This window comes from Cryobacterium psychrophilum (assembly GCF_004365915.1).
Taxonomy (GTDB): domain Bacteria; phylum Actinomycetota; class Actinomycetes; order Actinomycetales; family Microbacteriaceae; genus Cryobacterium; species Cryobacterium psychrophilum.
On sequence record NZ_SODI01000001.1, the window covers coordinates 3,343,100 to 3,369,058 of the forward strand.

26 protein-coding genes are annotated in these 25,959 nt (G+C 64.9%); 23 read left to right on the plus strand and 3 right to left on the minus strand.

The window, feature by feature from the left end; translation table 11 throughout:
* Nucleotides 1–17 precede the first annotated feature (17 nt).
* From EDD25_RS15750 to EDD25_RS15805, 12 genes are all read left to right on the plus strand, one after another.
* Entirely contained in the window at nt 18–572 is a 555-nt protein-coding gene (locus EDD25_RS15750) for an HIT family protein (RefSeq protein WP_422386777.1), read from the plus strand.
* 60 nt (nt 573–632) lie between these two features.
* A complete protein-coding gene (pdxS, locus tag EDD25_RS15755) occupies nt 633–1,535 on the plus strand; it encodes a pyridoxal 5'-phosphate synthase lyase subunit PdxS (RefSeq protein ID WP_134174641.1) in 903 nt (300 codons plus the stop codon).
* An 11-nt stretch (nt 1,536–1,546) separates the two neighbouring features.
* A complete protein-coding gene (gene pdxT, locus EDD25_RS15760; RefSeq protein WP_134174643.1) occupies nt 1,547–2,152 on the plus strand; it encodes a pyridoxal 5'-phosphate synthase glutaminase subunit PdxT in 606 nt (201 codons plus the stop codon).
* Between the two features lie 67 nt (nt 2,153–2,219).
* Nucleotides 2,220–2,810, plus strand: a complete 591-nt coding sequence (locus EDD25_RS15765) for a DUF1697 domain-containing protein (protein WP_134174645.1) — start codon at nt 2,220–2,222, stop codon at nt 2,808–2,810.
* A gap of 165 nt (nt 2,811–2,975) precedes the next feature.
* The gene (locus EDD25_RS15770) at nt 2,976–3,740 is read left to right on the plus strand and encodes a YebC/PmpR family DNA-binding transcriptional regulator (RefSeq protein ID WP_134174647.1); all 765 of its coding nucleotides are present in this window, start codon (nt 2,976–2,978) and stop codon (nt 3,738–3,740) included.
* A 5-nt stretch (nt 3,741–3,745) separates the two neighbouring features.
* On the plus strand, nt 3,746–4,360 hold the full coding sequence (gene ruvC / locus EDD25_RS15775; RefSeq protein WP_134174649.1) for a crossover junction endodeoxyribonuclease RuvC: 615 nt from the start codon (nt 3,746–3,748) through the stop codon (nt 4,358–4,360).
* Nucleotides 4,357–4,989 carry a Holliday junction branch migration protein RuvA gene (ruvA, locus tag EDD25_RS15780; protein ID WP_134174651.1) on the plus strand — a complete coding sequence of 211 codons (633 nt, stop codon included), beginning with the start codon at nt 4,357–4,359 and terminating at the stop codon, nt 4,987–4,989. The genes ruvC and ruvA overlap by 4 nt, the downstream gene beginning before the upstream one ends.
* On the plus strand, nt 4,986–6,020 hold the full coding sequence (gene ruvB / locus EDD25_RS15785) for a Holliday junction branch migration DNA helicase RuvB (RefSeq protein ID WP_134174653.1): 1,035 nt from the start codon (nt 4,986–4,988) through the stop codon (nt 6,018–6,020). The genes ruvA and ruvB overlap by 4 nt, the downstream gene beginning before the upstream one ends.
* A 74-nt stretch (nt 6,021–6,094) precedes the next feature.
* Nucleotides 6,095–6,493: a preprotein translocase subunit YajC gene (gene yajC / locus EDD25_RS15790; protein WP_134174655.1), complete on the plus strand. Its 399-nt coding sequence runs from the start codon at nt 6,095–6,097 to the stop codon at nt 6,491–6,493.
* A 62-nt stretch (nt 6,494–6,555) separates the two neighbouring features.
* A complete protein-coding gene (gene secD / locus EDD25_RS15795; RefSeq protein WP_134174657.1) occupies nt 6,556–8,271 on the plus strand; it encodes a protein translocase subunit SecD in 1,716 nt (571 codons plus the stop codon).
* Complete coding sequence (secF, locus tag EDD25_RS15800; RefSeq protein WP_134174659.1) at nt 8,271–9,293, plus strand: protein translocase subunit SecF; 1,023 nt, start codon at nt 8,271–8,273, stop codon at nt 9,291–9,293. The genes secD and secF overlap by 1 nt, the downstream gene beginning before the upstream one ends.
* Before the next feature lie 134 nt (nt 9,294–9,427).
* Complete coding sequence (locus EDD25_RS15805) at nt 9,428–11,680, plus strand: RelA/SpoT family protein (RefSeq protein ID WP_134174661.1); 2,253 nt, start codon at nt 9,428–9,430, stop codon at nt 11,678–11,680.
* Here the strand turns inward: EDD25_RS15805 and EDD25_RS15810 are convergent.
* The 3 genes from EDD25_RS15810 to EDD25_RS15820 all read right to left on the minus strand — a co-directional run bounded on the left by EDD25_RS15810 (nt 11,677) and on the right by EDD25_RS15820 (nt 14,486).
* Nucleotides 11,677–12,258: a hypothetical protein gene (locus tag EDD25_RS15810; protein WP_134174663.1), complete on the minus strand. Its 582-nt coding sequence runs from the start codon at nt 12,256–12,258 to the stop codon at nt 11,677–11,679. The genes EDD25_RS15805 and EDD25_RS15810 overlap by 4 nt on opposite strands.
* A 100-nt stretch (nt 12,259–12,358) precedes the next feature.
* Nucleotides 12,359–13,591 carry a DUF349 domain-containing protein gene (locus EDD25_RS15815; RefSeq protein WP_134174665.1) on the minus strand — a complete coding sequence of 411 codons (1,233 nt, stop codon included), beginning with the start codon at nt 13,589–13,591 and terminating at the stop codon, nt 12,359–12,361.
* Nucleotides 13,592–13,685: 94 nt separating this feature from the next.
* Entirely contained in the window at nt 13,686–14,486 is an 801-nt protein-coding gene (locus tag EDD25_RS15820; RefSeq protein WP_134174667.1) for a peptidylprolyl isomerase, read from the minus strand.
* Between the two features lie 86 nt (nt 14,487–14,572).
* Here EDD25_RS15820 and EDD25_RS15825 point away from each other — a divergent pair, with 86 nt between their 5' ends.
* The 11 genes from EDD25_RS15825 (at nt 14,573) to aroB (ending at nt 25,947) form a co-directional block, all read left to right on the plus strand.
* Nucleotides 14,573–15,913, plus strand: a complete 1,341-nt coding sequence (locus EDD25_RS15825) for a replication-associated recombination protein A (RefSeq protein ID WP_134174669.1) — start codon at nt 14,573–14,575, stop codon at nt 15,911–15,913.
* A 230-nt stretch (nt 15,914–16,143) separates the two neighbouring features.
* Nucleotides 16,144–16,773, plus strand: coding sequence for a 30S ribosomal protein S4 (gene rpsD, locus EDD25_RS15830; RefSeq protein ID WP_134174671.1), 630 nt, complete (start codon nt 16,144–16,146; stop codon nt 16,771–16,773).
* A gap of 105 nt (nt 16,774–16,878) precedes the next feature.
* Nucleotides 16,879–17,253 (plus strand): DUF948 domain-containing protein, encoded by a 375-nt coding sequence (locus tag EDD25_RS15835; RefSeq protein WP_134175596.1) that lies wholly within the window; start codon nt 16,879–16,881, stop codon nt 17,251–17,253.
* Nucleotides 17,254–17,318: 65 nt separating this feature from the next.
* On the plus strand, nt 17,319–17,528 hold the full coding sequence (locus EDD25_RS15840; protein ID WP_134174673.1) for a hypothetical protein: 210 nt from the start codon (nt 17,319–17,321) through the stop codon (nt 17,526–17,528).
* A 54-nt stretch (nt 17,529–17,582) separates the two neighbouring features.
* Nucleotides 17,583–20,237 (plus strand): alanine--tRNA ligase, encoded by a 2,655-nt coding sequence (gene alaS, locus EDD25_RS15845; RefSeq protein ID WP_134174675.1) that lies wholly within the window; start codon nt 17,583–17,585, stop codon nt 20,235–20,237.
* Nucleotides 20,238–20,240: 3 nt separating this feature from the next.
* The gene (ruvX, locus tag EDD25_RS15850) at nt 20,241–20,711 is read left to right on the plus strand and encodes a Holliday junction resolvase RuvX (RefSeq protein WP_175183000.1); all 471 of its coding nucleotides are present in this window, start codon (nt 20,241–20,243) and stop codon (nt 20,709–20,711) included.
* 2 nt (nt 20,712–20,713) lie between these two features.
* Entirely contained in the window at nt 20,714–22,192 is a 1,479-nt protein-coding gene (gene mltG, locus EDD25_RS15855) for an endolytic transglycosylase MltG (RefSeq protein ID WP_241986392.1), read from the plus strand.
* Nucleotides 22,189–23,067, plus strand: a complete 879-nt coding sequence (locus EDD25_RS15860) for a shikimate dehydrogenase (protein ID WP_134174677.1) — start codon at nt 22,189–22,191, stop codon at nt 23,065–23,067. Before mltG ends, EDD25_RS15860 begins: the two co-directional genes overlap by 4 nt.
* Nucleotides 23,068–23,072: 5 nt before the next feature.
* Nucleotides 23,073–24,296: a chorismate synthase gene (gene aroC, locus EDD25_RS15865; protein ID WP_134174679.1), complete on the plus strand. Its 1,224-nt coding sequence runs from the start codon at nt 23,073–23,075 to the stop codon at nt 24,294–24,296.
* Nucleotides 24,296–24,832 carry a shikimate kinase gene (locus EDD25_RS15870; RefSeq protein WP_241986393.1) on the plus strand — a complete coding sequence of 179 codons (537 nt, stop codon included), beginning with the start codon at nt 24,296–24,298 and terminating at the stop codon, nt 24,830–24,832. The genes aroC and EDD25_RS15870 overlap by 1 nt, the downstream gene beginning before the upstream one ends.
* The gene (aroB, locus tag EDD25_RS15875; RefSeq protein WP_134174681.1) at nt 24,829–25,947 is read left to right on the plus strand and encodes a 3-dehydroquinate synthase; all 1,119 of its coding nucleotides are present in this window, start codon (nt 24,829–24,831) and stop codon (nt 25,945–25,947) included. The genes EDD25_RS15870 and aroB overlap by 4 nt, the downstream gene beginning before the upstream one ends.
* Nucleotides 25,948–25,959: the final 12 nt, after the last annotated feature.

Here is a 25,959-nt window from a genome sequence, read left to right on the forward strand (position 1 = left end):
TGACGGTTGACGACGGCATGGATCTCGATAACCCTCTGCTGGAAAACTCCGCCGATTTTGCGGCCGTCCCTGATGCCTTCCAGCGTCTGTGGACACCGCACCGCATGGTGTACATTCAGGACGGGCAGCAGCCACACCCCGATGACTGCCCGTTCTGCCTGGCGCCCGCCATGGACGACGAGAAAGCGCTCATTGTGGCCAGGGGCACGTACGCCTATGTGCTGTTGAACCTCTTCCCGTACAACAGCGGCCACCTGCTCGTGTGCCCGTATCGTCATGTCGCGACCTATGACGAGGCCTCACCCGAGGAAGTCGCCGAGATCGGCAGCCTCACCCAGACGGCCATGCGTGTGCTCACGCAGGTTTCGAACTGCGACGGCTTCAACATCGGCATGAACCAGGGCCGCATCGCGGGTGCGGGAATTGCCGAGCACCTGCACCAGCACATCGTGCCCAGGTGGGCCCTCGACTCCAACTTCTTTCCCATTATCGCCGGCACCAAGGCCATTCCGAAGCTCCTCGGCGAGACGCGCCGTGAGATAGCGGATGCCTGGCCGAACGACGAAGGCTAGTTCCCTGCCCCGGTTCGGGGCGTGAAATTTCTGACCCAGTGCAAGGAATAGGATCATCAAATGACTGAAAACACTTCCTCAGAGCAGTTCGGTTCCAGCCGCGTCAAGCGTGGCCTCGCCGAAATGCTCAAGGGCGGCGTCATCATGGACGTCGTCACCGCTGCCCAGGCTCGTCTTGCCGAAGACGCCGGCGCTGTAGCCGTAATGGCCCTCGAGCGCGTTCCCGCTGACATCCGCTCGCAGGGTGGCGTTGCCCGCATGAGCGACCCCGACCTGATCGACAGCATCATCGCCGAGGTCAACATTCCGGTGATGGCCAAGACACGCATTGGCCACTTCGTCGAGGCGCAGATTCTTGAGGCGCTGGACGTCGACTACATCGACGAGTCCGAGGTGCTGAGCCCCGCTGACTACAAGAACCACATCGACAAGTGGAACTTCACGACTCCCTTTGTCTGTGGCGCGACCAACCTCGGTGAGGCGCTTCGTCGCATCACCGAAGGTGCGGCCATGATTCGCTCCAAGGGTGAAGCCGGCACCGGCGACGTCTCTGAGGCGACCAAGCACATTCGCACCATCAGGGGGGAAATTGCGCGACTGGCGTCAATGGGCAAGGACGAGCTCTATGTAGCTGCCAAAGAGCTGCAGGCACCGTACGAGCTCGTCGCCGAGATCGCCGCAACCGGAAAGCTCCCCGTGGTGTTGTTCACCGCGGGAGGCGTCGCCACGCCCGCCGACGCGGCAATGATGATGCAGCTCGGCGCGGACGGAGTGTTCGTCGGCTCCGGTATTTTCAAGTCGGGTAACCCTGAGCAGCGTGCGGCCGCCATCGTGAAGGCCGTCGCCTTCTACGATGACGCCAAGGTCCTCGCTCAGGTCTCTCGCGGACTCGGCGAGGCCATGGTCGGCATCAACGTGACCGACCTCGCGGCACCGCACCGCCTGTCAGAGCGCGGCTGGTAACCACAGCCTTCATGACAGTTGCAACACCGGTCGGCGTGCTCGCGCTGCAAGGAGACTTTCGCGAGCACGCCGACGTTCTTCGTACCCTCGGCGCCACGGTTGAGCTGGTTCGGCGTCCGGAGGAACTCGCGCGCGTCGGTGGCCTGGTGATCCCGGGCGGCGAGTCAAGCGTGATGGACAAACTCGCTCGCATGTTTGATCTCTTCGATCCGCTGCAGTCAGCCGTGCGTGCCGGCATGCCCGTATACGGAACCTGTGCGGGCCTGATCATGCTCGCTGACACAGTGCTCGATGGCATGAAGGGGCAGCAGAGCATCGGCGGCCTCGACATCGAGGTGCGCCGCAACGCCTTCGGCTCGCAGAACGAATCCTTCGAAACCGACCTTCAGGTGGCGAGTCTCGGAGACGCGCCGGTGCACGCCGCCTTCATTCGCGCGCCCGTGGTCGAGCGCGTCGGGCCGTTGGCTACGTCCCTCGCCACGCTCTCCGACGGTCGCTGCGTGGCCGTGGAGCAGGGCAACCTGCTCGGCACGTCATTCCACCCGGAGATGACGGGCGAGTACCGCTTTCACGAGTACTTCCTGCAGAAGGTTGCCTCCGCAGCATTTCGTCGATAGGGCCTCGGGTCGATAGTGTCTATCAACGATCACTTTCGGTTACACCCTGGTGGGAAATGAGTCAACGATGACCAAGTATGTGGCCCTGTTGCGGGGCATCAATGTGAATGATGGCATCACGATTGCCATGAGCGACCTGGGCGACCTGTTTCGGGAACTCGGCTTCTCCGATGTGCACACCGTGCTCGCGAGCGGAAACGTACTGTTCCGAACGGGCACCGGCCCCGTGGACTCCGACGAAGAAATTGACCCCAAGGTCGCGGCGGCCGATGTTGCCGAGCGGAAGGCGGTCGTCGAGACCGCGCTTCGCGAACGCTTCGGATACGAGGCCGGCATCGTGCTCGTCGAGGTGGAGCGCCTCGACCGCATTATTCGGGCTTACCCCTTCGATGGGGAGCGCGACGGCTGGCAGCCCTACGTCATGTTCGCCTCCGACCGGTCGGCACTGACCGAACTGGCCGGACACGCCAGGGAGCTCGACGGCAACGAAGAGCGAATCGAACTCGGTCACGGCGTGCTGTATTGGGAAGTGCGCAAGTCCGTGGGCGCCAAGAGTCACTTCAGTAAGAAGAGCGGCAAGCCGAAGTACCGCGAGATGACGACGACCCGCAACCTCCACACGCTCAACAACCTCATCCACGCCGACAGCCCGGCCTGAGGCCACACGCCCAGCTTCCACGTGCTTCCGGCGGCCCCGGGCTAGAATAGAGGGCGCACCGCGGTGCCACAGTCACAGTCATTCAGTCACATCGTCATTCAGTAACACAGTCACTGACTCACGCAGTACTGGCGAACTACGAGCGAGCAACTCAACGGGAGATTCATGTCCGGGCATTCCAAATGGGCCACAACGAAGCACCAAAAAGCCGTCACCGACTCTCGCCGGGCCAAGGCCTTCGCGAAGCTCATCAAGAACATCGAGGTCGCGGCCCGCATGGGCGGGGCAGACCTGTCCGGTAACCCCACCCTGGTCGACGCCATCCAGAAGGCGAAGAAGACCTCCGTTCCCAACGACAATATCGATCGCGCCGTCAAACGCGGTGCCGGGCTGTCGGGCGAGCAGGTCGACTACACGACCATCATGTACGAGGGCTATGCCGCCCACGGTGTGGCCATCATGATCGAGTGCCTGACCGACAACAAGAACCGTGCGGCGGCCGAGGTGCGCACGACCATGGCACGCAACGGCGGCCAGATGGCGGACCCGGGCAGTGTTGCCTACAACTTCCACCGCAAGGGCGTCGTGGTCGTCAAGCACAGCCCCGCCATCACCGAAGACGACATCATGCTCGCCGTGCTCGACGCGGGTGCCGAAGAGGTCATTGATGAGGGCGAAACCTTTGAGGTGCTCTCGGAGGCACACGATCTCGTGGCGACACGAAGCGCCCTGCAGGCCGCGGGAATCGACTACGAATCGGCTGATATTGCCTTCGTGCCGTCCCTCAAGGTCGAGGTGGATGTCGAGACCGCACGCAAGGTGTTCCGTTTGATCGACGCGATGGAAGATCTCGACGACGTTCAGAACATCTACAGCAACTATGACATCTCACCCGAGGTTCACGCCCAGCTCCAAGTCGACTCCGAGTAACGCCGGTGGCGGTCCGGGTGCTTGGAATCGACCCGGGCCTGACCCGGTGCGGTGTGGGCGTCGTTGACGTTGCCGGCAACCGTTCGGCGCGCCTCGTTGACGTCACGGTGCTGCGCAGCGGGCTCGATGTTCCCCTGGAACAGCGCCTGCTTGTGCTTGCCGAGGGTCTCGAAGAGATGCTCGACCGCCACAAGCCGCAATTCGTGGCCATCGAGCGCGTGTTTGCGCAGAACAATGTGCGCACCGTGATGGGAACGGCCCACCTCAGTGGGGTCGCCCTGCTCCTGGCCGCGCGGCGGGGACTGCCCGTCACCCTGCACACGCCGAGCGAGGTCAAGGCAGCCATTACCGGGTACGGTTCCGCGGACAAGAAGCAGGTCGGAACGATGGTCGCTCGCATCCTCGGCCTCACGGAGGTCCCGAAACCGGCCGACGCGGCGGATGCCCTCGCGCTCGCTATCTGCCATGCGTGGCGAACGGGAATTGCCGGGGGGACGCTCCCGACGAGCGGTGCAGCGCCCGAAGGCGGCCCCGCAGAGCAGACTCCCGCGCAGAAAGCGTGGCGCGCCGCCGAGCGCGGCGCGTCGGTGTCGGCGGTGCCCCGTAGTCTTAAGCGGTGATCTCTTCCGTACATGGCCTCGTCCTCTCCGCCGTTGGTTCCACGGTCGTGATAGAAATCGGGGGAGTGGGCCTCGGCGTGCAGGTCACACCGGCCACCGCCCTGTCCCTGCGTATCAACGACGAGGCCCGCCTGCTCACGACGCTCATAGTTCGAGAGGATTCCCTCACGCTCTACGGGTTTCCGAGCAACGACGAGCTTGCGGTGTTCGAGCTGCTTGTGGGTGTCACGGGGGTTGGTCCGAAATCGGCCCTCGGGGTGCTCGCGGTGCTCAGCCCCAACGAGATCGCCCAGGCGGTTGCCGACGATGCCGACGCCGTGTTCCGTAAGGTCAGCGGTATCGGGCCCAAAACCGCCAAACTCATCGTGCTGAGCCTGGCCGGCAAGCTAGCCATCACGGCCCAGACGCCGGCATCGACCAGACCAACCGGCAGCGCCACGGTGGCGTCGAGTGTGCAGGCGGCCCTCATCGGACTCGGCTGGTCAGAGCGTGTCGCTGCAGAGGCGGTCGATGAGACGCTGAAAACCCTGGACGCGGCCCCGGATGCGGTTCCACCAACGGTGGCCATGGTGCTTCGCCTGGCCCTCGGACGGCTCGGCCCCGCACAGAACCCGGGGCACCGGTCATGACGACCGATCCGGGAGTCGAGGTCACCAACCCCACGCTCGCGAGCGAAACCGAGCTCGCGTTTGAGGGTGCCCTTCGACCGACGAGCCTGGGCGAATTCGTGGGCCAGCAGAAGGTTCGTGGCCAGCTCCAGCTCATGCTCACGGCCGCCACCATGCAGAATCGCACCCCCGACCATATTCTGCTCGCTGGCCCTCCGGGCCTGGGTAAAACCACGCTTGCGATGATCATCGCCTACGAGGGAAACCGGCCGCTTCGCATGTCGAGTGGTCCGGCGATCCAGCACGCCGGCGACCTCGCCGCCGTGCTGTCATCACTGGTGCCCGGCGAGGTGCTGTTTATCGACGAGATTCACCGCATGGCCCGTTCGGCCGAAGAAATGCTGTACCTTGCGATGGAAGACTTCCGGATCGACATCATGGTGGGTAAGGGTGCGGGCGCCACGTCGGTTCCGCTTGAGCTTGCCCCCTTCACGCTCGTTGGGGCAACGACGCGCTCTGGACTGCTCCCGAACCCGCTCCGCGATCGCTTCGGGTTCACCGCGAACCTCGAGTTTTATGCCGAGAGCGAACTTGAGCAGGTACTCGGCCGGGCGGCGCAGCTGATCAACCTTCCGATCGGACAGCGCGCCCTGGCCGAGATTGCCGGCCGTTGCCGCGGCACACCCCGCATCGCCAATCGGCTGCTCCGCCGCGTGCGGGACTACGCGCTCGTGCATGGCCACGACGCCGACCTCACCGCCGTACACGCGGCGCTGGAGCTCTACGACGTAGATGAAATCGGTCTCGACCGCCTCGACCGCGAGGTGATGAAGATCATTCTGACCCGATTCGGTGGGGGACCGGTTGGCCTCAATACCCTGTCGGTTTCGGTCGGCGAGGAGTCGGAAACCATCGAGGCGGTCGTGGAGCCCTTCCTCGTGAGGATAGGCTTCCTCACGCGCACCCCGCGAGGGCGGGTGGCGACTGGCGCAGCGTGGCGACATTTCGGTCTGAATGATCCTCAGGTCGCCCTCACCCTGGATGACCTATAATTCAAGTTGGCTCGTTATGAGTCCCCACACAAACTTCGGCCCCGTCGGCCGCTATCGGAAGGTCTCACAATTTTATGGATCCGTTGACACTCGTCATGCTTGGCGTTCTGGCAATGCTCGTCTTCTTCATGTTCCGCAACGGTCGCAAGCGCAAGCGCGACCAGGAAGCACTGCAGGCCACCATGGTCGCCGGTGCTGACGTTATGACCAACTTCGGAATGTACGGCACCATCGTGTCGATCGACGAAGAAGAGAACAAGGTGGCGCTGCTCATCGCCCCCGGCACCATCGTGAACATCCACCGCCAGACCATCGCTCGCGTGGTTGAGCCGGTCGTGGACAAGGCCGACGAGGAATCCGATGACGACGTTCTCGCGGAGAGTCCCGTTATCGAGTCCCTCGGCGAACCCGAGTTCGGGCAGCGCGTCGACAGCGACGACAATGACAACCAGCCCAAAAAGGGCGACGCGTAACAAACCCCTCACCGTGCCCACGCCTACTGGCGTGGGCACGAGCATAGAAAGCTGAGTTCAAGGTGGCTAAGTCGTCCCCGGCCAAGAAGGCCTGGCGTTCCCTGACATGGCTTGGCGTGATCATCGTCGGCCTCATCGCCTTCAACGCCGTTGGCGCCGTCAACGGGAACGGATCGTGGTCGCCCAAGCTCGCGCTCGATCTCGAGGGCGGCACACAGATCATCCTCGAGCCCAAGATTGAAGCCGGGGAAACCGTCTCCCAGGAGCAGTTGAACCAGGCCGTTTCGATCATCCGCCAGCGCATTGACTCTGCCGGTGTCTCCGAGTCGGAGATCAACACCCAGGGTGGCACGAACATTGTGGTCTCGATCCCCGGAACACCCGACGACGCCACGATCAACCGCATCGAGTCCTCGGCGAAGCTCGAGTTCCGGCCCGTACTCGTTGCCGGAGCGCCGACCTCGGCTGCCGTCGGCGCCGACGGTACCGCCACTCCCGCGCCCGAAGCCACCATCGACCCCAACCTGTCGACCACGCCGTCCGTGGAACCCACCGACGGGAGTGACCTCAACTACGTCACCCCGGCGCTGCAGGCCCAGTACGAGGCCTTCGACTGTGCCAACGTCGACACGAGCAATGTCGCCCCGGCCGATCAGCCCCTGATCACGTGCGAGAGCGATGGCTCCGCCAAGTACATCCTCGGCCCGGTCGAGGTCGACGGTGCGAACATCTCCGACTCCACCAACGGCCAGGAAGCCGGCCAGAGTGGAACGCCCACCGGCCAGTGGGTCGTCAACATTGAATTCAACGGCAAGGGAGCAGACGAGTTCCTCGCCGTCTCGAGCCGTCTCATCGCCCTGCAGAGCCCGCAGAACCAGTTCGCCGCCGTGCTGGATGGGAAGGTCATCACCGCCCCTCGCGTTCTGGGGGTGACGGACACGCCTCAGATCACCGGCAACTTCGACCAGGATTCCTCAAAGGCCCTGGCCGACCAACTCAAGTTCGGCGCGCTGCCCATCAGCTTCACTGTGCAGAGCCAGGACACGATCAGCGCAACCCTCGGCTCGACGCAGCTCGTCAACGGGCTGATCGCCGGCCTGATCGGTCTCATTCTCGTCGTGATGTATTCCCTTGCGCAATACCGCCTGCTGGGTCTCGTGACGGTGGCCTCGCTCGGGGTCGCCGCCATTATCACCTACCTCCTCATTACGATCCTGTCGTGGCGGGAAGGCTACCGCCTCTCCCTCGCCGGTGTGGCCGGACTGATTGTGGCCATTGGAATCACGGCCGACTCCTTCATCGTCTACTTCGAGCGTGTCCGCGATGAACTCCGCGACGGACGTGGTCTCGAATCCGCCGTGGAAGCCGGCTGGAAACGAGCCATTCGCACGATCATCGCCTCCGACGTCGTCAACTTCCTCGCGGCGGCGGTGCTCTTTATCCTCGCCGTGGGCAACGTACGTGGCTTCGCCCTCACCCTCGGGCTGACCACCGTGGTTGACCTCATCGTCGTTGGCCTGTTCACGCACCCCATGCTGCAACTCATCGCCCAGACTCGTTTCTTCAACGAAGGACACAAGCTGAGCGGACTCGATCCGAGAGCACTCGGCGCCGTCTACCGAGGTCGCGCACGTTTCGTGCCGTCGGTAGCTGTCCCCGGCACCAAATCTGCATCGTCAAGCCGTGAAGCGGCGAAGCGACAGACCATCGCCGAGCGTAAGGCCGCAGAGCTCGTTGGCGCCTCGCAGGATTCGTCGACCGACGGGAAGGATTCCTAATGGCCAGCTTCGCCAAGTTTGGAAATGACCTCTACACGGGCGAACGCTCGCTCAACATTGTGGGCCGACGCAAGCTCTGGTACATGATCGCCGCCGCCATGATCCTGATAGCAGTCGTGGGTCCCTTCGCCCGCGGTGGGTTCGAGTTCGGCATTGAGTTCACCGGAGGCAGCGAGTTCGTCGTCTCCGACGTGGCCACCCAGGATCAGACGAACGCAACCGATGCCGTGGCAAGCGTCGTTCCCGCCGCGGTCTCGAAGGTCTCGACCGTGGGCACCACGGAGATCCGGGTGCAGACCGACCAGCTCACGAGCGAGGACAACCGCGCCGTTCGCGCCGCCCTCGCCACGGCATTCGACGTTCCGGCAACCGACGTGACGGCCTCGTTCATCGGACCGTCGTGGGGCAAGGACATCACCGGTCAGGCACTTCGCGCCCTCGTCGTCTTCCTCGTTCTGGCCGGCACGGTCATGGCCATCTACTTCCGCACCTGGAAGATGTCCATCGCCGCCATGGTTGCGCTCCTGCACGACCTCGTGATCACCGCTGGCATCTACGGCATCACCGGGTTCGAAATCACCCCGGCAGCCGTCATCGGCTTCCTGACGATTCTCGGATACTCGCTCTATGACACGGTCGTGGTATTCGACAAGATCCGCGAAAACACCAGTGAAGATGGTCCGGGCTCACTACGCACGTTCGCCGACTCGGTCAACCTCGCCGTCAACCAGACGCTCGTTCGGTCGATCAACACCTCGGTGGTTGCCGCTCTCCCGGTTGCATCAATTCTCTTCATCGGCGCCTTTGTGCTCGGTGCCGGCACCCTGCGGGACATCTCCCTCGCACTGCTCATCGGTATCCTCGTTGGAACGTATTCAACGATCTTCATTGCCGCGCCGCTCTACGCCCAGCTGCGCACCCGTGAAGCTGCGACCCGCAAGCGGGACAAGAAGGCTCTCGCGGCGAAGGTCAACGCGGCGTCGGCTTCCGCTGCCCCGGTGTCCCACGAAGTGAGCGCCTGAGCCTGAACGTCGGCTTGAGAATCGGGGTCGTTCGCGGCCCCGTTTCTCAGAACGACGTCGTTCGGTCATAATTGGTTTACACCGTTGCGGTCCGACGGTCGAAGAGCCCTCCGGCCCAGGATTGAGGTGAAGCGATGACGGACACCAGCACACCGTCCCCGGCTTCTTTACGGCGTCTGGTTCCACGCATATTTTCGCGTGCCCAGCCGGCCGGTGCCGTCGACACCCTCATCAAGACGGTGCGACTTCATCACCCGAAGGTTGACTTGTCGATCATCGAGCGCGCGTACACGGCGGCCGAGCGAGCCCACGATGGGCAGATGCGGCGTAGTGGCGAGCCGTACATCACGCATCCGGTGGCCGTCGCCCAAATTCTCGCCGACCTGGGCATTGGAACCAAAACCATTGCGGCCGCCCTGCTGCACGACACCGTCGAAGACACGTCGTACACCCTCGACCAGTTGCGAGCCGACTTCGGTGACGAGATCACCATGCTTGTTGATGGGGTCACCAAGCTCGACAAGGTGAAGTATGGGGACTCGACCCAGGCCGAGACCGTGCGCAAGATGATCGTCGCCATGTCGAAAGACATCCGCGTACTCATCATCAAACTCGCCGACAGGCTGCACAACGCGCGTACCTGGGGATTCGTCCCCGCTGCATCCGCGGTGCGCAAGGCCACGGAGACGCTCGAGATCTACGCGCCCCTCGCGCACCGGCTGGGAATCCAGACGATCAAGTGGGAACTCGAAGACCTGTCCTTCGCCGTGCTGTACCCCAAGTTGTACGCCGAAATCGAAAGCCTCGTTCGCCAGCGCACGCCCCAGCGTGAAGAGTTCGTGCAGAACGTCATCGACACGATCAACGACGACCTCAAAGCCGCTCGCATCCGTGGCAAGGTTGCCGGTCGACCCAAGCAGTACTACTCGATCTACCAGAAGATGGTCGTTCGCGGTCGCGACTTCGACGAAATATACGACCTCGTCGGAATCCGCGTGCTCGTCAACTCCGTGCGCGACTGCTACGCCGTGCTCGGGTCGATCCACGCGCGTTGGACGCCGCTGCCCGGTCGTTTCAAGGACTATATCGCCACGCCCAAATTCAACCTGTACCAGTCCCTGCACACGACCGTGATGGGGCCGAGCGGTCGCCCGGTCGAGATTCAGATTCGCACGCAGGAAATGCACCAGCGAGCCGAATTCGGTGTCGCCGCGCATTGGAAGTACAAGGAACAGGTCACCGGCAAGAGCCCCGGCGTGGGCCCGAAGAGCGACACCGACATGGCGTGGCTCGCCCACATTTCGGATTGGCAGGCCGAGACGGTCGACCCCGGCGAATTCCTCGACTCGCTGCGCTACGAAATCGGTGCCAAGGAGGTCTACGTCTTCACCCCCAAGGGCCGCGTGATCGGTCTTCCGGCCGGTGCGACGCCCGTAGACTTCGCCTACGCGGTGCACACCGAGGTAGGCCACCGCACCATGGGATCCAAGGTCAACGGCCGGCTCGTTCCCCTCGAGAGCTCTCTCCATACCGGCGATGTCGTTGAGGTGTTCACCTCCAAGAATCCCGACTCCGGCCCGAGCAAGGACTGGCTGGGCTTCGTCAAGAGTCCCCGCGCGCGCAACAAGATTCGTCAGTGGTTCACGAAGGAACGTCGGGACGAGGCTATCGAGCAGGGCCGCGACTCGATAGCGCGAGCCATGCGCAAGCAGAACCTGCCCCTGCAGAAGCTCATGAGCCAGGACTCCTTCGCCGAGGTGGCCGCGCTCATGAAGTACGAGGACGTTTCCGCCCTCTACGCCGCCGTCGGCGAGGGCCACGTGTCGACGCAGTCCGTGCTTGAGAAGGTCGTCTCCTCGATTCAGACGGTCGAAGAGAGTGACGTCAGTGACTTTCCCGTGGCGCCGAGCGGCCGCACCCAGACGCCACGTACCAGCGACTCCGGTGTACTCGTTCGGGGTGCGCCGGACATCCTGGTCAAACTCGCCCGGTGCTGCACGCCCGTTCCGGGCGACAAGATCGTGGGATTCGTCACCAGGGGGGCCGGTGTTTCGGTGCACCAGGCGTCGTGCCACAACGTGCAGTCGCTGCTGAAAGAACCCGAGCGCATGATCGATGTCGAGTGGGCACCCACGTCGAAGAGCCTGTTCCTCGTGCACATTCAGATTGAGGCGCTCGACCGATCCGGTCTGTTGTCGGACGTGACGCGGGTGCTTTCCGAGCACCACGTGAATATTCTCTCCGCAACCGTGAACACGTCGAGCGACCGCCTCGCGATTAGTCGGTTCGTGTTCGAGATGGGGGACACGACACACCTCGACCGGGTGCTCAACGCCGTACGGCGCATTGACACCGTCTACGACGTCTATCGCGTCAGCGACGGCTAAGGAACCGGCTCCGAGAAGCGAGCCGCGACCAGGTCGAGCTGCGCGAGCGCCCGCGCCCGGTGCGGACCGGATCGTTGTGTGCAGGCCCGTCGAGCCTCCACGACGTCGTGGAATCCGCCGTAGCGCAGCAGGGCCCAGAGCACGGTCGTCAGGGCGCCGCGCCCGAGCGCCGGGTTCGCGTGGGCCAGGTCAACCACGGTGCGCAGGGGCGTGGTGACGCGCAGTCCCCCGAGCGCGCGGATGTCGACGTCGGAACACACCACCTCCCGTAGATGAACGTGGGTCGACGGCAAGACGTGCGCGCGGGCATGCACATCGACACAGAGCTCGTGCTCGCGGGGCTCAGCCAGGAAACCGTAGACCCAGGCCGCACTCGCGCGTTCGATGATGCCCCGTGCGGGCACGAGCGGGGCCAACGATGCCGCGCGCAGGGAAGGACCGTCGATCTGGTCGATGGGGCACCAGCACGCACCGAGGGGATAGACCTCGCCGTCGAGGCTGGCGCACATCAGTTCGGCGAGCGGAAGTTCGCCGGGAAGGTGGCCCGGTGCCAGGGCCGCGGCAAGTCGATGCGTCATATGCACAGAATGCCGCTTCTGCACCATTCAGGTCGCGTGGCGACTGAACCTGTGGAGAAACGGCATTCCGACCGCCTGTGGAGGGCGGGTGAGCCTGAAGCTACGGGGCGATTGCCTTGAGCCATGCCTTGCGTGCCTCAAGAGCCTCGGTGGCCTCGGCGATGGCGGCAGCGTTCTTGCTCGCCTGAGCCTTCTCCAGCTCGACCTCGAGCTTCGCGATGGCGTCGTTCAGCTGTCCGGCAAGACCCTCGGTGCGGGCCTTGGTCTCCGGGTTGTTGCGCTTCCAGTGGTCCTCATCGAGCTTGCGCACGACGGCCTCCACCTTGCGCAGACGATCTTCAATCGGCTTGACCTGGTCGCGGGGGACCTTGCCGATCGCATCCCACTTGCGCTGGATGGTGCTCAGCGTGTCGCGGGACTTGATGCGGTCGGTGACGGTCAGCAGGGTCTCGGCCTCGGTCAGGAGTTCGAGTTTCAGCACGAGGTTGGCGTCGTATTCCTCGTTGGAGATCGCCTCGACCTCGGACTTCGCGGAGTAGAGCACGTCGCCAGCTGCCTTGAACTTGGCCCACATGGCGTCGTCCTGCTTCTTGCCGCTGCGACCGGCCTTCTTCCACTCCTCCAGCAGGTTGCGGTACGCAAAGACGCCGTCCGCGCCCTTGTCCGCGAGCGCTTCGGCCTGCTCGATCAGGCCCTGTTTGCGGGTGCGAACATCCTTGTGTGCGCTGTCAAGCTCCGCGAAGAACGCCTTGCGGTTCTGTTCGATGGTGGTGCGAGCGGCACGGAAGCGCTTCCACAGGTCGTTTGCCTCGCCCTTGGGGATGCGCGGAGCGTCGTGCTGGTGCGCCTGCCACTTGGCGAACAGGGCGTCGAGGGCGGCGCTGGTCTGCTTCCACTGTGTCTTGGCGGGGTCCTCAGCGGCGAGTCGTTCTGCCGCGTTCACGATGGCGGTGCGTTCGGCGACGGCGGCGGCGGCGGCGGCCTTCGTCTCAACGCTCTGCTGCTCGGTGAGCTCGGTCACGGTTCCGCCGAGGGCGGCGAGACGCTCGGCGAGGGCGGCGAGGTTGCCGACGGCGTTGGCGTTTGCGACCGCTGTCGTCAGGTTCGTAACGGACTTGGCGACGTCCGCGGCGGGGGCGCCGCCCTTGGCGCGCTGCTCCAGCAACGTCACCTGGCCGTTGAGTTCCACGTATTTGCGCTCAAAATACGCAAGCGCTTCTTCGGGAGTAGCGTCGGGGTACTGGCCGACGGCGCGCTCGCCCGAGGCTTCACGTACGTAAACCGTGCCGGTTTCGTCTACGCGACCCCATGGTTGCTGATCTGTCGTCGTCAAGAGGCTCACCTTGCTGCTTTCGTTGTGGGTCCCGGAGGGGACGAATACATACTGCTCTTAGCCTATTGCAAGCCCGAGCCCGGATCGCGTGATCCTACTGAACCGTTATGCCGGTAATTGTTGTGGGAATCGTGGGGGAGCCATCCGCGGAGTCGTCGATAGTGCCCGCATCCGTGATTTGTGACTTCAGCTCGTCCAGCCCGCTCGTGACCTGTCCGATCACCGAGTAGCCGCCGGCCGTGTCGGCGCCAATGGTCGTGTCCTCGTAGACGATGAAGAACTGACTGCCCTGGCTGAAGGCGCTGTCGCCTTGACGAGCCATGGCCAGCGTGCCGGCCGGGTAGATATTGTCGGCCGGGGCATTCTCCACCGGGCCGTAGCGGTAGTCGGGTCCGCCGCTGCCGTCGCCGTTCGGGTCGCCGCACTGCAGCACGAAGAAACCGTCTTTCGTCAGCCGGTGGCAGGACGTGTCCACGTAGAAACCGGTCTGCGCGAGCGAAATCGTCGACGACACCGCCTGCGGGGCGGCCGCGCCGTCGAGCTCGATGCCGAGGTCCACGTCGTTGAGCGTCAGCGTCCCTGACCAGGTGCGCCCCTCGGCGATCGTGCTCGAGGGAACGTCTCCGCTGTTCTGAACCGTGGCAGGGCCGGGCGTGGTGGACGACTCGGCCGCGGCCGAGTCGGTGGGTTCCGGCGAGCCCGGACCGCCGTTGAAGTAGAACACCTGGGCAACCACGAGCAGGGTCACGACCACCACGAGGCCCGCGCCGGCGAGAATATTGTCGCGCACTCGGCGCTTCTGCTGATGTTCGTGTACGTCGCGCCGCGCCTGGAACGCGCGTGTGCGCGCCCTGGCTGCGCGCGCTTCGCGTTCTTGCTTGTAATTCTGTGCCACTTTCGATCCTCCAGAAAGCTGGGAACGTCGGTCCTACGGCTCCACGCGAGCCTCGTAGAACTCTACGCACAAACTACGCTGGAGGAATGTCGGATGCTCAACCGGGTCTGCGCACTGGCGCTACCCCCCTCGCGGTACGAATGCGCCCGAAAACCCTCGACGAGGTAGCCGGTCAGCGTCATCTGCTCACTCCGGGTTCACCGCTCGTGAGCCTTGCGAGCGACAAGACGGGTGAGCAGGGCTCGGTGTCCGTGATTCTCTGGGGACCTCCCGGCACGGGCAAGACCACGCTGGCACAGACCATTGCGCACAGCTCCGGCCGCCGGTTCGTGGAACTCTCCGCGGTGACCGCCGGGGTGCGCGACGTGCGCCAGGTCATGGAGGAGGCTCGCACCAGTCGCGATCTCTACGGACTCTCGACCGTGCTCTTCCTCGACGAGATCCACCGGTTCTCCAAGGCCCAGCAGGATGCGTTGCTTCCCGGAGTGGAGAATGGCGTCATCATCCTCGTGGCGGCCACCACGGAGAACCCGTCGTTCTCCATCATCTCCCCGCTCCTCTCTCGATCCCTTCTCCTGACCCTCGAAACCCTCGGTGACGACGATCTCGGCATTGTGGTCGATCGTGCCGTGAGCGACCCCCGTGGACTTGCCGGTCGCTTCGAACTGGAGCCGGAGGCACGCGATGCCATCATTAGGCTCGCGTCGGGTGACGCTCGGCGGGCCCTCACTGCGCTGGAAGCGGCATCCGTTTCGGCGGCGAGCACCGTCGTGGCCGGCGACGAGTCCAGGCCGGTCATCACGACCGAGATTGTGTCCGTTGCGGTCGATCGGGCCCTGCTGCGTTACGACCGCAACGGCGATGAGCACTACGACGTGATCAGCGCCTTCATCAAGTCGGTGCGGGGGAGCGACGTCGATGCGGCACTGCACTATCTCGCGCGCATGATCGAGGCGGGCGAGGACCCCCGCTACATCGCCAGGCGCATCATCATCCTCGCCTCCGAAGACATCGGTATGGCCGACCCGCAGGCCCTCGTGATCGCTGTCGCCGCCGCCGACGCGGTGCAGCTGATCGGAATGCCGGAGGGGCGGATCCCCCTCGCCCAGGCCGTCGTTCACCTGGCGACCGCTCCCAAGTCCAACGCCGCCTATATGGCCCTCGACACGGCGATAGCCGATATTCGCTCCGGAAAGATGGGCAGGGTGCCCAAGGGAATGCGGGATGCGCACTACCCGGGAGCGAAGCGCCTCGGCCATGGCAAGGGGTATCTCTACCCGCACGATGATGCCCTCGGCGTCGTGACCCAGCAGTATCCGCCCACGGAGCTCAAGTCGGTGCGCTACTACGAGCCCACCGAGCACGGAAACGAGCGGGAAATTTCGGCCAGGCTCGCCAAGCTCCGTCGAATTGTGCGCGGCCAATAGGTCCACCCGTGGCCAACGGGCTCTGCGGTGGGTGCTGGTGTCGGCGCTGTGATAGCCTGAACACCGCCTACAACTGGTTTTGGCATGCGGCTGCCTCCGATTCCAGTTTGGATGGGTTTGCCCTGTAGCCGGGCCCCCGTGGCAACCACCCCTCTGATCTCCCATGACGCCAGCGACTTTTGTGCGCGGCGCCCTGGTATTCCCTTGTTGAGTCCGATTGAAAGGAAACCGTGTCTACAAAGTCACGTACCCGCAGTAAGACCCGCCTGTCGCGCGCGCTGGGCATTGCCCTCACGCCGAAGGCAGCCCGCTTCCTCGAGAAGCGCCCCTACGCACCGGGTGAGCACGGCCGCACCAAGCGCAAGACCGACTCGGACTATGCCGTCCGCCTGCGCGAGAAGCAGCGTTTACGCGCCCAGTACGGCATCCGCGAAGCCCAGCTCAAGATTGCCTTCGAGCAGGCTCGTCGTCGTCAGGGACTGACCGGTGAGAACCTGGTTGAGATCCTCGAGACCCGTCTCGACGCTCTTCTCGTGCGCTCCGCCATCGCCCGCACCACGGCTCAGGCTCGCCAGATGATCGTTCACCGTCACATTCTTGTTGATGGAGAGCTCGTTGACCGTCCCTCCTTCCGCGTGAAGCCGGGCCAGCTCATGCACGTCAAGGCTCGCAGCGAGGGCATGGAGCCGTTCCAGGTCGCCGCCGCCGGCGGACACGTGGACCTGCTCCCGAAGCTTCCCCCGTACCTCGAGGTTGAAGTTGACAAGCTGCAGGCGCGCCTCGTGCGCGCCCCGAAGCGTATCGAGATCCCCGTGACGTGTGAAGTTCAGCTCGTCGTTGAGTACTACGCGGCTCGCTAGCTTCAACTGAAGTACGCTGAAGGGCGGATCACCTCCGGGTGATCCGCCCTTCTGTGTTTCCCCCGAAAGAAGAATCGCTTCGCGATGGAATTGGTTGGTGTGCTGGTGTCAGGTGGAGATATTGCCGGGCTCATCGGTGCCGGCGTGTTCGCGATCCTCGTCGCCGTCATCGCGCTCCCGCTCATCAAACTGGGGCGGGTCTTCGACGAGACCACACGCGCCATCCATGAACTCAGCGCGAGCGTCACGCCACTGCTCGCCGAGACCACCGAGACCATCTCCCAGACCAACACGCAACTGGCGCGGGTCGACACGATCACCAGCAATGTAGCGGATGCCACCGGCAATGTCTCGGCCCTCGTCGCACTGTTCGCGGCGACGGTTGGTGGCCCGCTCGTCAAGCTGGCCGGGTTTTCGGCCGGAGTGCGAGCCGCCTTTCGGGCAGGCAGGCCGACCGCGTCTCGGCGAGAGCGAACATAGACCGGTACTCTTAACGCAGCACCGTTTGAGATAGGTGCCGCCTATCAAAACTCAAGGGAGCATCTGTGAAAAACTTCATCTGGCTGGTTGTAGGTGTCGCCGCCGGTTTCGTCGTCGCCCACGAGGTGAACAAGTCGCAGCAGGGCAAGCAGTTCTTCACCGATCTTGACGCCAAGGCGCGCGAGTTCGGGGAGGCCATCTCCGACGGATACCGCCAGCGCGAGGCCGAGCTTCACGCGGCACTCGGCGACGCCGACGAGGCAGCGGCCACGTAGCTCCTCGCTCGCCAGACCTTTCGTTACTCACGCACCACCAAGGCTACGGACACAATGCAGACTGCCGACATTCGCGGGCGCTGGCTCGACTTCTTCGCCGATCGCGGACACACCGTTGTGCCCTCAGCCTCCCTGGTGAGCGATGACCCCACCCTCCTCTTCACCGTTGCCGGCATGGTGCCGTTCGTTCCGTACCTCACCGGACTCGTGCCCGCGCCGTACAAGCGGGCCACCAGCGTGCAGAAGTGCATCCGCACCAACGACATCGAAGAGGTCGGTAAGACGCCGCGCCACGGCACGTTCTTCCAGATGAATGGAAACTTCTCCTTCGGTGACTACTTCAAGGAAGAGGCCATCGGCTTCGCCTGGGAGCTGTTGACCACCCAGGAAAACCAGGGCGGCTACGGCTTTCGGGAGTCCGACCTGTGGGTGACGATCTACCTCGATGACGATGAGGCATTCCGTTACTGGCGGGCAATCGGAGTGCCGGAAAACCGGATCCAGCGCCTCGGCATGGAATCCAACTACTGGTCAACCGGTCAGCCCGGCCCCGCCGGCCCCTGCTCCGAGATTTTCTTCGACCGTGGCCCGGCGTACGGCGCCGACGGAGGCCCGGCCACCGACGACGACCGGTACGTGGAGATCTGGAACCTCGTCTTCATGCAGTACCTCCGCGGGGAGAGCACCGGCAAGAGTAATTTCGAGATTCTCGGCGACCTCCCCAAGAAGAACATCGACACCGGCATGGGGCTTGAGCGCGTCGCTTTCCTCAAGCAGGGCGTCGAGAACATGTACGAGATCGACCAGGTTCGCCCGGTTCTCGATCGTGCCGCCGCGCTGTCCGGCCGCCGCTACGGCGCCGACCACGACGACGACGTGCGGATGCGCATCGTCGCCGATCACGTGCGCTCCTCCCTCATGCTCATGAGCGACGGCGTCATGCCGTCCAACGAGGGCCGCGGCTACATTCTGCGGCGCCTGCTGCGTCGCAGCGTGCGCGCCATGCGCCTGCTCGGCGTCGATTCGGCGAGCCTTCCCGAGCTACTGCCCGCCTCGCGGGACGCCATGATGTCCTCCTACCCGGAGGTCTTCACTGACTTCAGCCGCATCAGCCAGGCCGCGTACTCCGAGGAGGAGACGTTCCTGCGCACGCTGGCAAGTGGCAGCGCCGTGCTTGACCTCGCCGTGACGAAGACCAAGATCGCGAACAAGACGGAACTGGCCGGACCGACAGCCTTCCTCCTGCACGACACCTACGGCTTTCCGATCGAGATCACGCTCGAGATCGCGGAGGAAGCCGGTCTCACCGTCAACCGTGACGCCTTCGACACGCTCATGACCAAGCAGCGCACCATGGCCAAGGCCGATGCGAAGTCCAAAAAGACGCACCTGGCCGACCTCGGGGTGTACAGCGCCTTCCGCGCCGCGGGCGAGACCGTGTTCACCGGCTACAACGAGATGCAGCACGAGTCCAGCGTGCTCGGCCTCATCGTCGAAGGCGTGTCCGTGACGAGCGCCGTGGCGGGCGAGACCGCTGAGGTCATCCTCTCCGAGACGGCTCTGTGGGCGGAGTCCGGCGGACAGGACGCTGACGCCGGCCTTATCGTTGGGGCCGGGTATGAGCTTGAGGTGCTTGATGTGCAGAAGCCCGTCAAGGGATTGATCAGCCACACGGTCAAGGTTCGCTCCGGCGAAGTGGGTGTCGGCGATCAGGCGACGAGTATCGTCGACCCGGAATGGCGTCGCGGCGCCCGGCAGGCACACTCCGGCACGCACGTGCTGCATGCGGCCCTGCGTCAGGTCCTCGGCCCGAATGCGCACCAGTCCGGTTCCTACAACAAGGCGGGCTTCTTCCGCCTCGACTTCTCCTGGAACCAGCCCCTGTCCCTGGCGACCCGCAGCGAGATCGAGGAGATCTCCAACAACGCCATCCGCGACAACCTGCCCGTCACCACGCGCGAATTGCCCCTCGCGGAGGCGAAGGCACTCGGCGCAATGGCTCTGTTCGGTGAGAAGTACGGCGATCGGGTGCGTGTCGTCGACATCGGCGGACCCTGGTCGCGTGAGCTGTGTGCCGGTACCCACGTCTCCAGCAGCGCCGAAATCGGCATGATCAACCTCACCAGTGAGGCCTCCGTCGGCTCGACGAACCGTCGTGTGGAGGCGCTTGTCGGCCTGGAAGCCTTCCGCGACCTCGCCACGGAACGGGCGCTCGTCTCCCAGCTCACCGCGAGCCTGAAGACGCCGCGGGAAAACCTGCCGGAGCGCATCACCGAACTCGTACAGAACCTCAAGACCGCCGAGAAGAAGATTGCGGCTTTCGAATCGCGCGCCCTCACCGAACGTGTCCCCGCGTTGGTTGCCGCTCAGACGCGGGCAGGAACGGTCACCCTCGTCGCGAAGGACCTTGGTGTTCTCAATTCCTCGGACGATGTGCGCATGCTCGTGACCGCAACCCGGGAGCGACTTGGCGCGGACCCGGCTGTTGTCGCACTCGCGGCCACGGTCGGTGACAAGCCGGTCGTCATCGTGGCCACCAACCAGGCTGCCCGCGATGCCGGGCACAAGGCAGGCGCGTTGGCGAAGCAGGTGGCCGGGATCCTCGGCGGCGGCGGTGGCGGCAAGGACGACCTCGCACAGGGTGGCGGAGTGAACACGGAGGCCATCCCTGTGGCCCTCACCGCGGTGCTCACCGCCGTCTCGCGCTAAGTCATGCGGTCGGGTGTGCGAGTCGGAGTAGACGTCGGCAAGGTGCGAATAGGGGTATCTCGCAGCGACAACCACGGAATGCTGGCCATGCCGGTCGAGACGGTGAGTCGCGACGCGGGCGGCCGCAGCGACATTGCGCGCCTCCTTGCGATCGTCAGCGAGTACGACGCCGTGGAAGTCGTTGTTGGACTCCCGCTCGCACTCTCCGGCAGTAGGACCGCGTCCACGGAGGATGCCCAGGTCTTTGCCGAGGCGCTGGCACGCGCCCTGACCGTACCGGTTCGTCTCGTCGACGAACGCCTGTCCACGGTGTCGGCCCAATCGGCACTGCGTGCATCCGGGCGCTCGGCCAAGACCCAGCGTCCGGTCATCGATCAGGTGGCCGCGACAATAATCTTGCAGCATGCGCTCGACAGCGAGCGTTCATCGGGCACGCCAGCCGGCTCGCCCCTTGATCTGAGCGGAAGGCCCTAGTCGTGCCGAGCACTCCCGGCGACCAGCCGATGCCGTCCCGTCGTTCGCTGCGCCTCGCCCAACAGGCACGTGAAGAGGCCGAACAGCTGGCCCAGGGAACATCGGGGGCGGCCGGGTCAGCTCCAGAGCCCGCCGACGCGGCGGGGAACCCGCCACTCATCGAGCCGGGTTCGGAGCCTGAGGCGGCAGCAGCCTCTGCCCAGCCCCAGCCCCAGCCCCAGCCCCAGCCCCAGCCCCAGCCACCGGCACCGGCACCGGCACCGAACCGTGACGAGGTTCTGCCGCCACGCCAGTCAGATGAGGGTCAGGCCGTGATTCCGTTTGAGGAACCCGCTGGAGACCGCGCGAATCGGCGCGCTGCCGGCCGAGCCAGGCGGCGGGCCGAGATCGCCGCCGGCCCACCGCGGGAAAAAAAGAGTCGCAAGGGTGCGTGGGGGTGCCTCATCGCCCTCGTGGTCATCGTCGCAATGCTCGCCGCGGGTGCGTTCGCGCTCAGGGCCCCCATCGCGCAAGTGATCTCAGCCATCCAGGGACCTGCGGACTTCACCGAGCAGGAGGCCGCGACCGGCACGGACACCACGGTCATGATCCACTCGGGGGATTCCGGCTCGGACATTGCGCAGACGCTCGTGGCCGAGGGGGTCGTCAAGGGTTATCAGGCCTTCTATGAGCTGCTTCTGGCCGAGCGGCCGGAGCCTGTCTTTCAGCCGGGCGCGTACGAGCTCAAGACCAAAATGACTGCCGCATCCGCTCTCGAGAATCTTCTTGATCCCGCGAGCAAACTCGACCGGACGGTCGTCGTTCCCGAGGGAACGGCCGCAGGAGTGGTGCTCGAGTCGATCGCTGAGGGCACCGAGATTCCCCTCGCCGACCTGCAGGCTGCCGCGGCAAACGTGGCATCCTTCGGGCTGCCGGCCGAGGCGACCACGCTGGAAGGATTCCTGTTTCCCGCCACCTACACCTTCTCGCCCAAGGCCTCGGCGCAGGACGCCATCAAGACCCTCGTTGACCGCCAGTTCGCGGCTCTCGACGGTGCGGGCGTCGCCCCGGAGAAGCGCTGGTCGACAATCGTGCTCGCCTCGCTCATCCAGCGGGAGGCCGGTCTTCGTGACGACTACTACAAGGTGTCGCGCGTCTTTCTCAACCGGCTCAACCCAGAGAGGTGGGAGAGCGGGCTGCTACAGTCCGATGCGACCGTGGCCTACGGCACGGGCAACACGCATCTCGTGACCACAACGGATGCCGAGCGTAACGACGCCGGCAACCTCTTCAACACCTACGTGCACCCCGGGTTGCCCGTCGGACCCATCTCCAACCCCGGCGACCTCGCGATCGATGCGGCGCTGCACCCCGCGGATGGTCCCTGGCTGTTCTTCGTGACGTGGAACCTCGACACGGGAGAGACAACCTTCTCCTCCACCGTGCAGGAACACGATGCGGCCGTCGTGAAGTGGCAGGACTGGATGAGGGAGAACCGTTGACCACGGTCGGCACACCCCGCTTTGCGGTTCTGGGCTCGCCCATTCTGCACTCGCGATCACCCGCACTGCACCGCGCCGCGTATCAGGTCCTCGGCCTGAAGTGGCGCTACGAGGCCCATGAGGTGCGCTCGGGCGAACTCGCGTCGTTCATCGATGTGCTGGGGCCCGAGTGGCGGGGGCTGTCACTCACGATGCCGCTCAAGCACGAGGTTCTCCCGCTCATCGACGACCTCGACCGCATGGCCGAGCTGACCGGCGCCGTCAACACCGTACTCATCACACCCCCAAGCCACGAGGGCGGCGCCCGTACGCTCAGCGGCTACAACACCGACGTTGCTGGCCTTGTGCGTGCCCTTACCGAGAACGGTGTCGAGCGGCCGCCCCATGTGACGCTGCTGGGCGCCGGTGCGACGGCGACGTCGGCACTCGTGGCCGCCGCGGTACTCGGGGCCGAAGGCGTCGACGTGATCGTTCGCGATCCGGCCAAAGCGATGCCCCTCCGGGAGCTCGGCAGGACGCTGGGGCTCACCGTGACGGTGTCGGCCCTCGCTGACCTGGCCGATGCGCGGCCCACGAGTGACCTGGTCATCAGCACACTTCCGGGGGGGAGCACCCTGTCGGGAGAATTCCCGCCGGCCCTGCGCCGAAGCGTTCCCCTCTTTGACGTGGCGTATTCTCCGTGGCCGAGTGCGCTGGCCACGTCGTGGCAGGCGAGTGGTGGGACGGTGTTGTCCGGGCTCGGCATGCTTTTGCACCAGGCCCTGATTCAAGACCGTATCTTTGTTGCCGGCGATCCCCTCATTCCGCTTGAGGGGGAGACAGAGGTGCTCGCAGCCATGCGCGGCGTCTTGAGCCGCGACCCTGTGGAAGGATAGTAAGCATGCTACGTTGGCTCACCGCCGGAGAATCCCACGGCCCCGAACTCATCGCCATTGTCGAGGGTTTGCCCGCTGGAGTCCCGGTTACTCTAGATGCGATCCGCCTCGATCTTGGGCGCCGTAAACTCGGCTACGGTCGCGGGGCTCGAATGAAATTCGAGCAGGATGAGCTGACGGTATCCGGGGGAGTGCGCCACGGGCTCACCCTGGGTGGCCCGGTCGCCCTGCGGATCGCCAATTCCGAATGGCCCAAATGGGTCGATGTGATGAGCGCCGACCCGATCGACACCGAATCCGACTCGGCGCCCTCGAAGACCCGCGGTCGCGGTGCGCCCCTGACCCGGCCGCGGCCCGGCCACGCCGACCTCGTCGGCATGCAGAAATACGACTTCGACGAGGCCCGCCCCGTTCTGGAGCGCGCGAGCGCACGGGAGACGGCCGCACGTGTTGCCCTCGGCGCCGTCGCCCGATCCTTCCTCGCCGAACTCGGCATCACCCTGGTCAGCCACACGCTGTCCATCGGTCCGGTTCGGGTCCCCGAGAACGCCGCGCTTCCGCGCGCGAGCGACGTCGACACCCTCGATGCCGACCTGCTGCGCTGCTTCGACCCCGAGACATCCGCTCTCATGGTGGCCGAGGTCGACGCCGCGCACCGAGACGGTGACACCCTCGGCGGTGTCGTCGAGGTTCTCGCCTACAACCTTCCCCCCGGGCTCGGTTCCTTCGTGCACTGGGACCGTCGCCTGGACTCGCAGCTGGCGGCGGCGCTCATGGGCATCCAGGCGATCAAGGGGGTCGAGGTCGGCGACGGCTTCCTGAGTACGACCCGGCGAGGCTCGGAGGCGCATGACGAACTCGTCATGTCCGACGGCGCTATCCAACGCGCCAGCGACAAGGCCGGCGGTACCGAGGGCGGCATGAGCACGGGCACGGTGCTGCGCGTTCGCGCGGGAATGAAGCCGATCGCCACCATCCCGCGGGCCCTGCGCACCGTGGATGTCGCCACGAGCGAGGCCGCACCGGCACACCACCAGCGCTCGGATGTGTGTGCCGTGCCCGCCGCCGGCGTCGTGGCCGAAGCCATGGTTGCGCTCGTACTCGCCAACTCCATGCTGGAGAAGTTCGGCGGAGACTCGATCGGGGAGACCCGACGCAACCTCGAGTCGTACCTCGCGCACATTCCCTCGAACCTGCAGACCGGCGCGTCGAGCGACGCTTCGCTGTAGTGGCCACGAACCCGACCGACAGCAGCACGGCTGAGCTGCGTACGTTCCCCCTCGTGTTCATTGGGCCGATGGCGGCCGGCAAGAGCAAGATCGGCCGCCGCGTGGCGCGTGGACTCGGCGTGCCATTCATCGACACGGACAAGGTGATCGCGGCGCGGTACGGCCCGATCAGCGAGATCTTCGCCCGTGAGGGTGAAGACTACTTTCGGGTGATCGAGCGCACGGTCGTCGCCGAGGCGCTGCTCGCGCCGAGCGTCGTCTCCCTCGGCGGCGGGGCCGTGCTCGACGCTGACACACAAACCGACCTGGCCGACCACACGGTGATCTACCTCAGCGTGAACGCCAAGGCCGTTGCGAAACGCCTCGGCGGCACGAAGCGACCGCTGCTCGCCGGCGGGATCACCGATTGGCAACGGATATTTGACCAGCGACGCCCGCTCTACGAGCGGCTCGCAAGCATCCACTTCGACACGTCACGTCGTCCCATCGGCGGCATCGCCGATGAGATCGTGGCCTGGGTTAGAAAGAGACAATGACTGAAACAGCACCCTCCGCACCGGCACCCCTCGCCTCAGTGCCCGGAACGACCGTCATCACCGTGAACGGCGACGACAGCTACCCCGTGTACGTGGGCAACGGCCTCATCGACTCCGTCGGAAAGCAGCTCGGCACCGAGGTTCGCAAGGTGCTCATCGTGCACACCGCCACGCTCGGCGCCCGCGCCGTGGCCCTGCGGGAAAGCCTCCTCGACAGCTACGAGGTGATGATTGCCGAGGTGCCCGACGCTGAACCCGCCAAGCGCGTGGAGGTGGCGGCGTTCTGTTGGCAGGTGATGGGCCAGGCCGACTTCAGCCGAACGGATGCCGTGATCGGTCTCGGCGGCGGCGCGGTCACCGACCTCGCCGGCTTCGTGGCGGCCACGTGGCTGCGCGGCATCACGGTGATTCAGATTCCCACGAGCGTGCTCAGCATGGTGGACGCGGCGGTCGGCGGCAAGAACGGCATCAACACCGCCGAGGGCAAGAACCTGGTCGGAACATTCTGGGCGCCCGCCGCCGTGATCTGCGACCTCGACCTGCTCGAGCAGCTGCCGCGCAACGAGATCCTCGCGGGCTTCGCCGAAATCGTGAAGGCCGGATTCATCCAGGTTCCGGAGATCCTCGACATCATCGAGGCCGACGTGAACCGTGCGACCGATCCGACCACACCGGAATTCCGTCGCCTGATCGAGTTGTCCATCGAAATGAAGGCGCGCATTGTCGGTCAGGATTTCAAGGAGTCCGGCCTGCGCGAGATCCTCAACTACGGTCACACCCTCGGTCATGCCGTCGAGCACGCCGAGCGCTACGGCTGGCGTCACGGTGCAGCCGTGGGCGTTGGCATGATGTTCGCTGCCGAGCTGGCGTGCCTGAGCGGTCGTCTCTCGGTGGAGGCCGTCGACCGGCACCGACGCATCCTGGAGTCCCTCACCCTGCCGACCACGTACCCGGTGGGACGCTGGAACACTCTGATCGCCACGATGCAGCGTGACAAGAAGACCCGCAGCGGCATGTTGCGCTTCGTCGTGCTCGACGACATCGGCAAGCCGACGATCCTCGAAGGCCCCGACGCGTCTCTCTTATTCTCGGCCTACCAGGCAATCGGCTCCTAACCCGGGTGCGGG

What these genes read in the sequence shown, in the direction of transcription:
- EDD25_RS15750 (WP_422386777.1), top strand. Translation starts at nt 18, where the DNA reads ATGGATCTCGATAACCCTCTGCTGGAAAACTCCGCCGATTTTGCGGCC.
- pdxS (WP_134174641.1), top strand. Translation starts at nt 633, where the DNA reads ATGACTGAAAACACTTCCTCAGAGCAGTTCGGTTCCAGCCGCGTCAAG.
- pdxT (WP_134174643.1), top strand. Translation starts at nt 1,547, where the DNA reads ATGACAGTTGCAACACCGGTCGGCGTGCTCGCGCTGCAAGGAGACTTT.
- EDD25_RS15765 (WP_134174645.1), top strand. Translation starts at nt 2,220, where the DNA reads ATGACCAAGTATGTGGCCCTGTTGCGGGGCATCAATGTGAATGATGGC.
- EDD25_RS15770 (WP_134174647.1), top strand. Translation starts at nt 2,976, where the DNA reads ATGTCCGGGCATTCCAAATGGGCCACAACGAAGCACCAAAAAGCCGTC.
- ruvB (WP_134174653.1), top strand. Translation starts at nt 4,986, where the DNA reads ATGACGACCGATCCGGGAGTCGAGGTCACCAACCCCACGCTCGCGAGC.
- yajC (WP_134174655.1), top strand. Translation starts at nt 6,095, where the DNA reads ATGGATCCGTTGACACTCGTCATGCTTGGCGTTCTGGCAATGCTCGTC.
- secF (WP_134174659.1), top strand. Translation starts at nt 8,271, where the DNA reads ATGGCCAGCTTCGCCAAGTTTGGAAATGACCTCTACACGGGCGAACGC.
- EDD25_RS15805 (WP_134174661.1), top strand. Translation starts at nt 9,428, where the DNA reads ATGACGGACACCAGCACACCGTCCCCGGCTTCTTTACGGCGTCTGGTT.
- EDD25_RS15810 (WP_134174663.1), bottom strand. Translation starts at nt 12,258, where the DNA reads ATGACGCATCGACTTGCCGCGGCCCTGGCACCGGGCCACCTTCCCGGC.
- EDD25_RS15825 (WP_134174669.1), top strand. Translation starts at nt 14,573, where the DNA reads ATGTCGGATGCTCAACCGGGTCTGCGCACTGGCGCTACCCCCCTCGCG.
- alaS (WP_134174675.1), top strand. Translation starts at nt 17,583, where the DNA reads ATGCAGACTGCCGACATTCGCGGGCGCTGGCTCGACTTCTTCGCCGAT.
- ruvX (WP_175183000.1), top strand. Translation starts at nt 20,241, where the DNA reads ATGCGGTCGGGTGTGCGAGTCGGAGTAGACGTCGGCAAGGTGCGAATA.
- aroC (WP_134174679.1), top strand. Translation starts at nt 23,073, where the DNA reads ATGCTACGTTGGCTCACCGCCGGAGAATCCCACGGCCCCGAACTCATC.
- aroB (WP_134174681.1), top strand. Translation starts at nt 24,829, where the DNA reads ATGACTGAAACAGCACCCTCCGCACCGGCACCCCTCGCCTCAGTGCCC.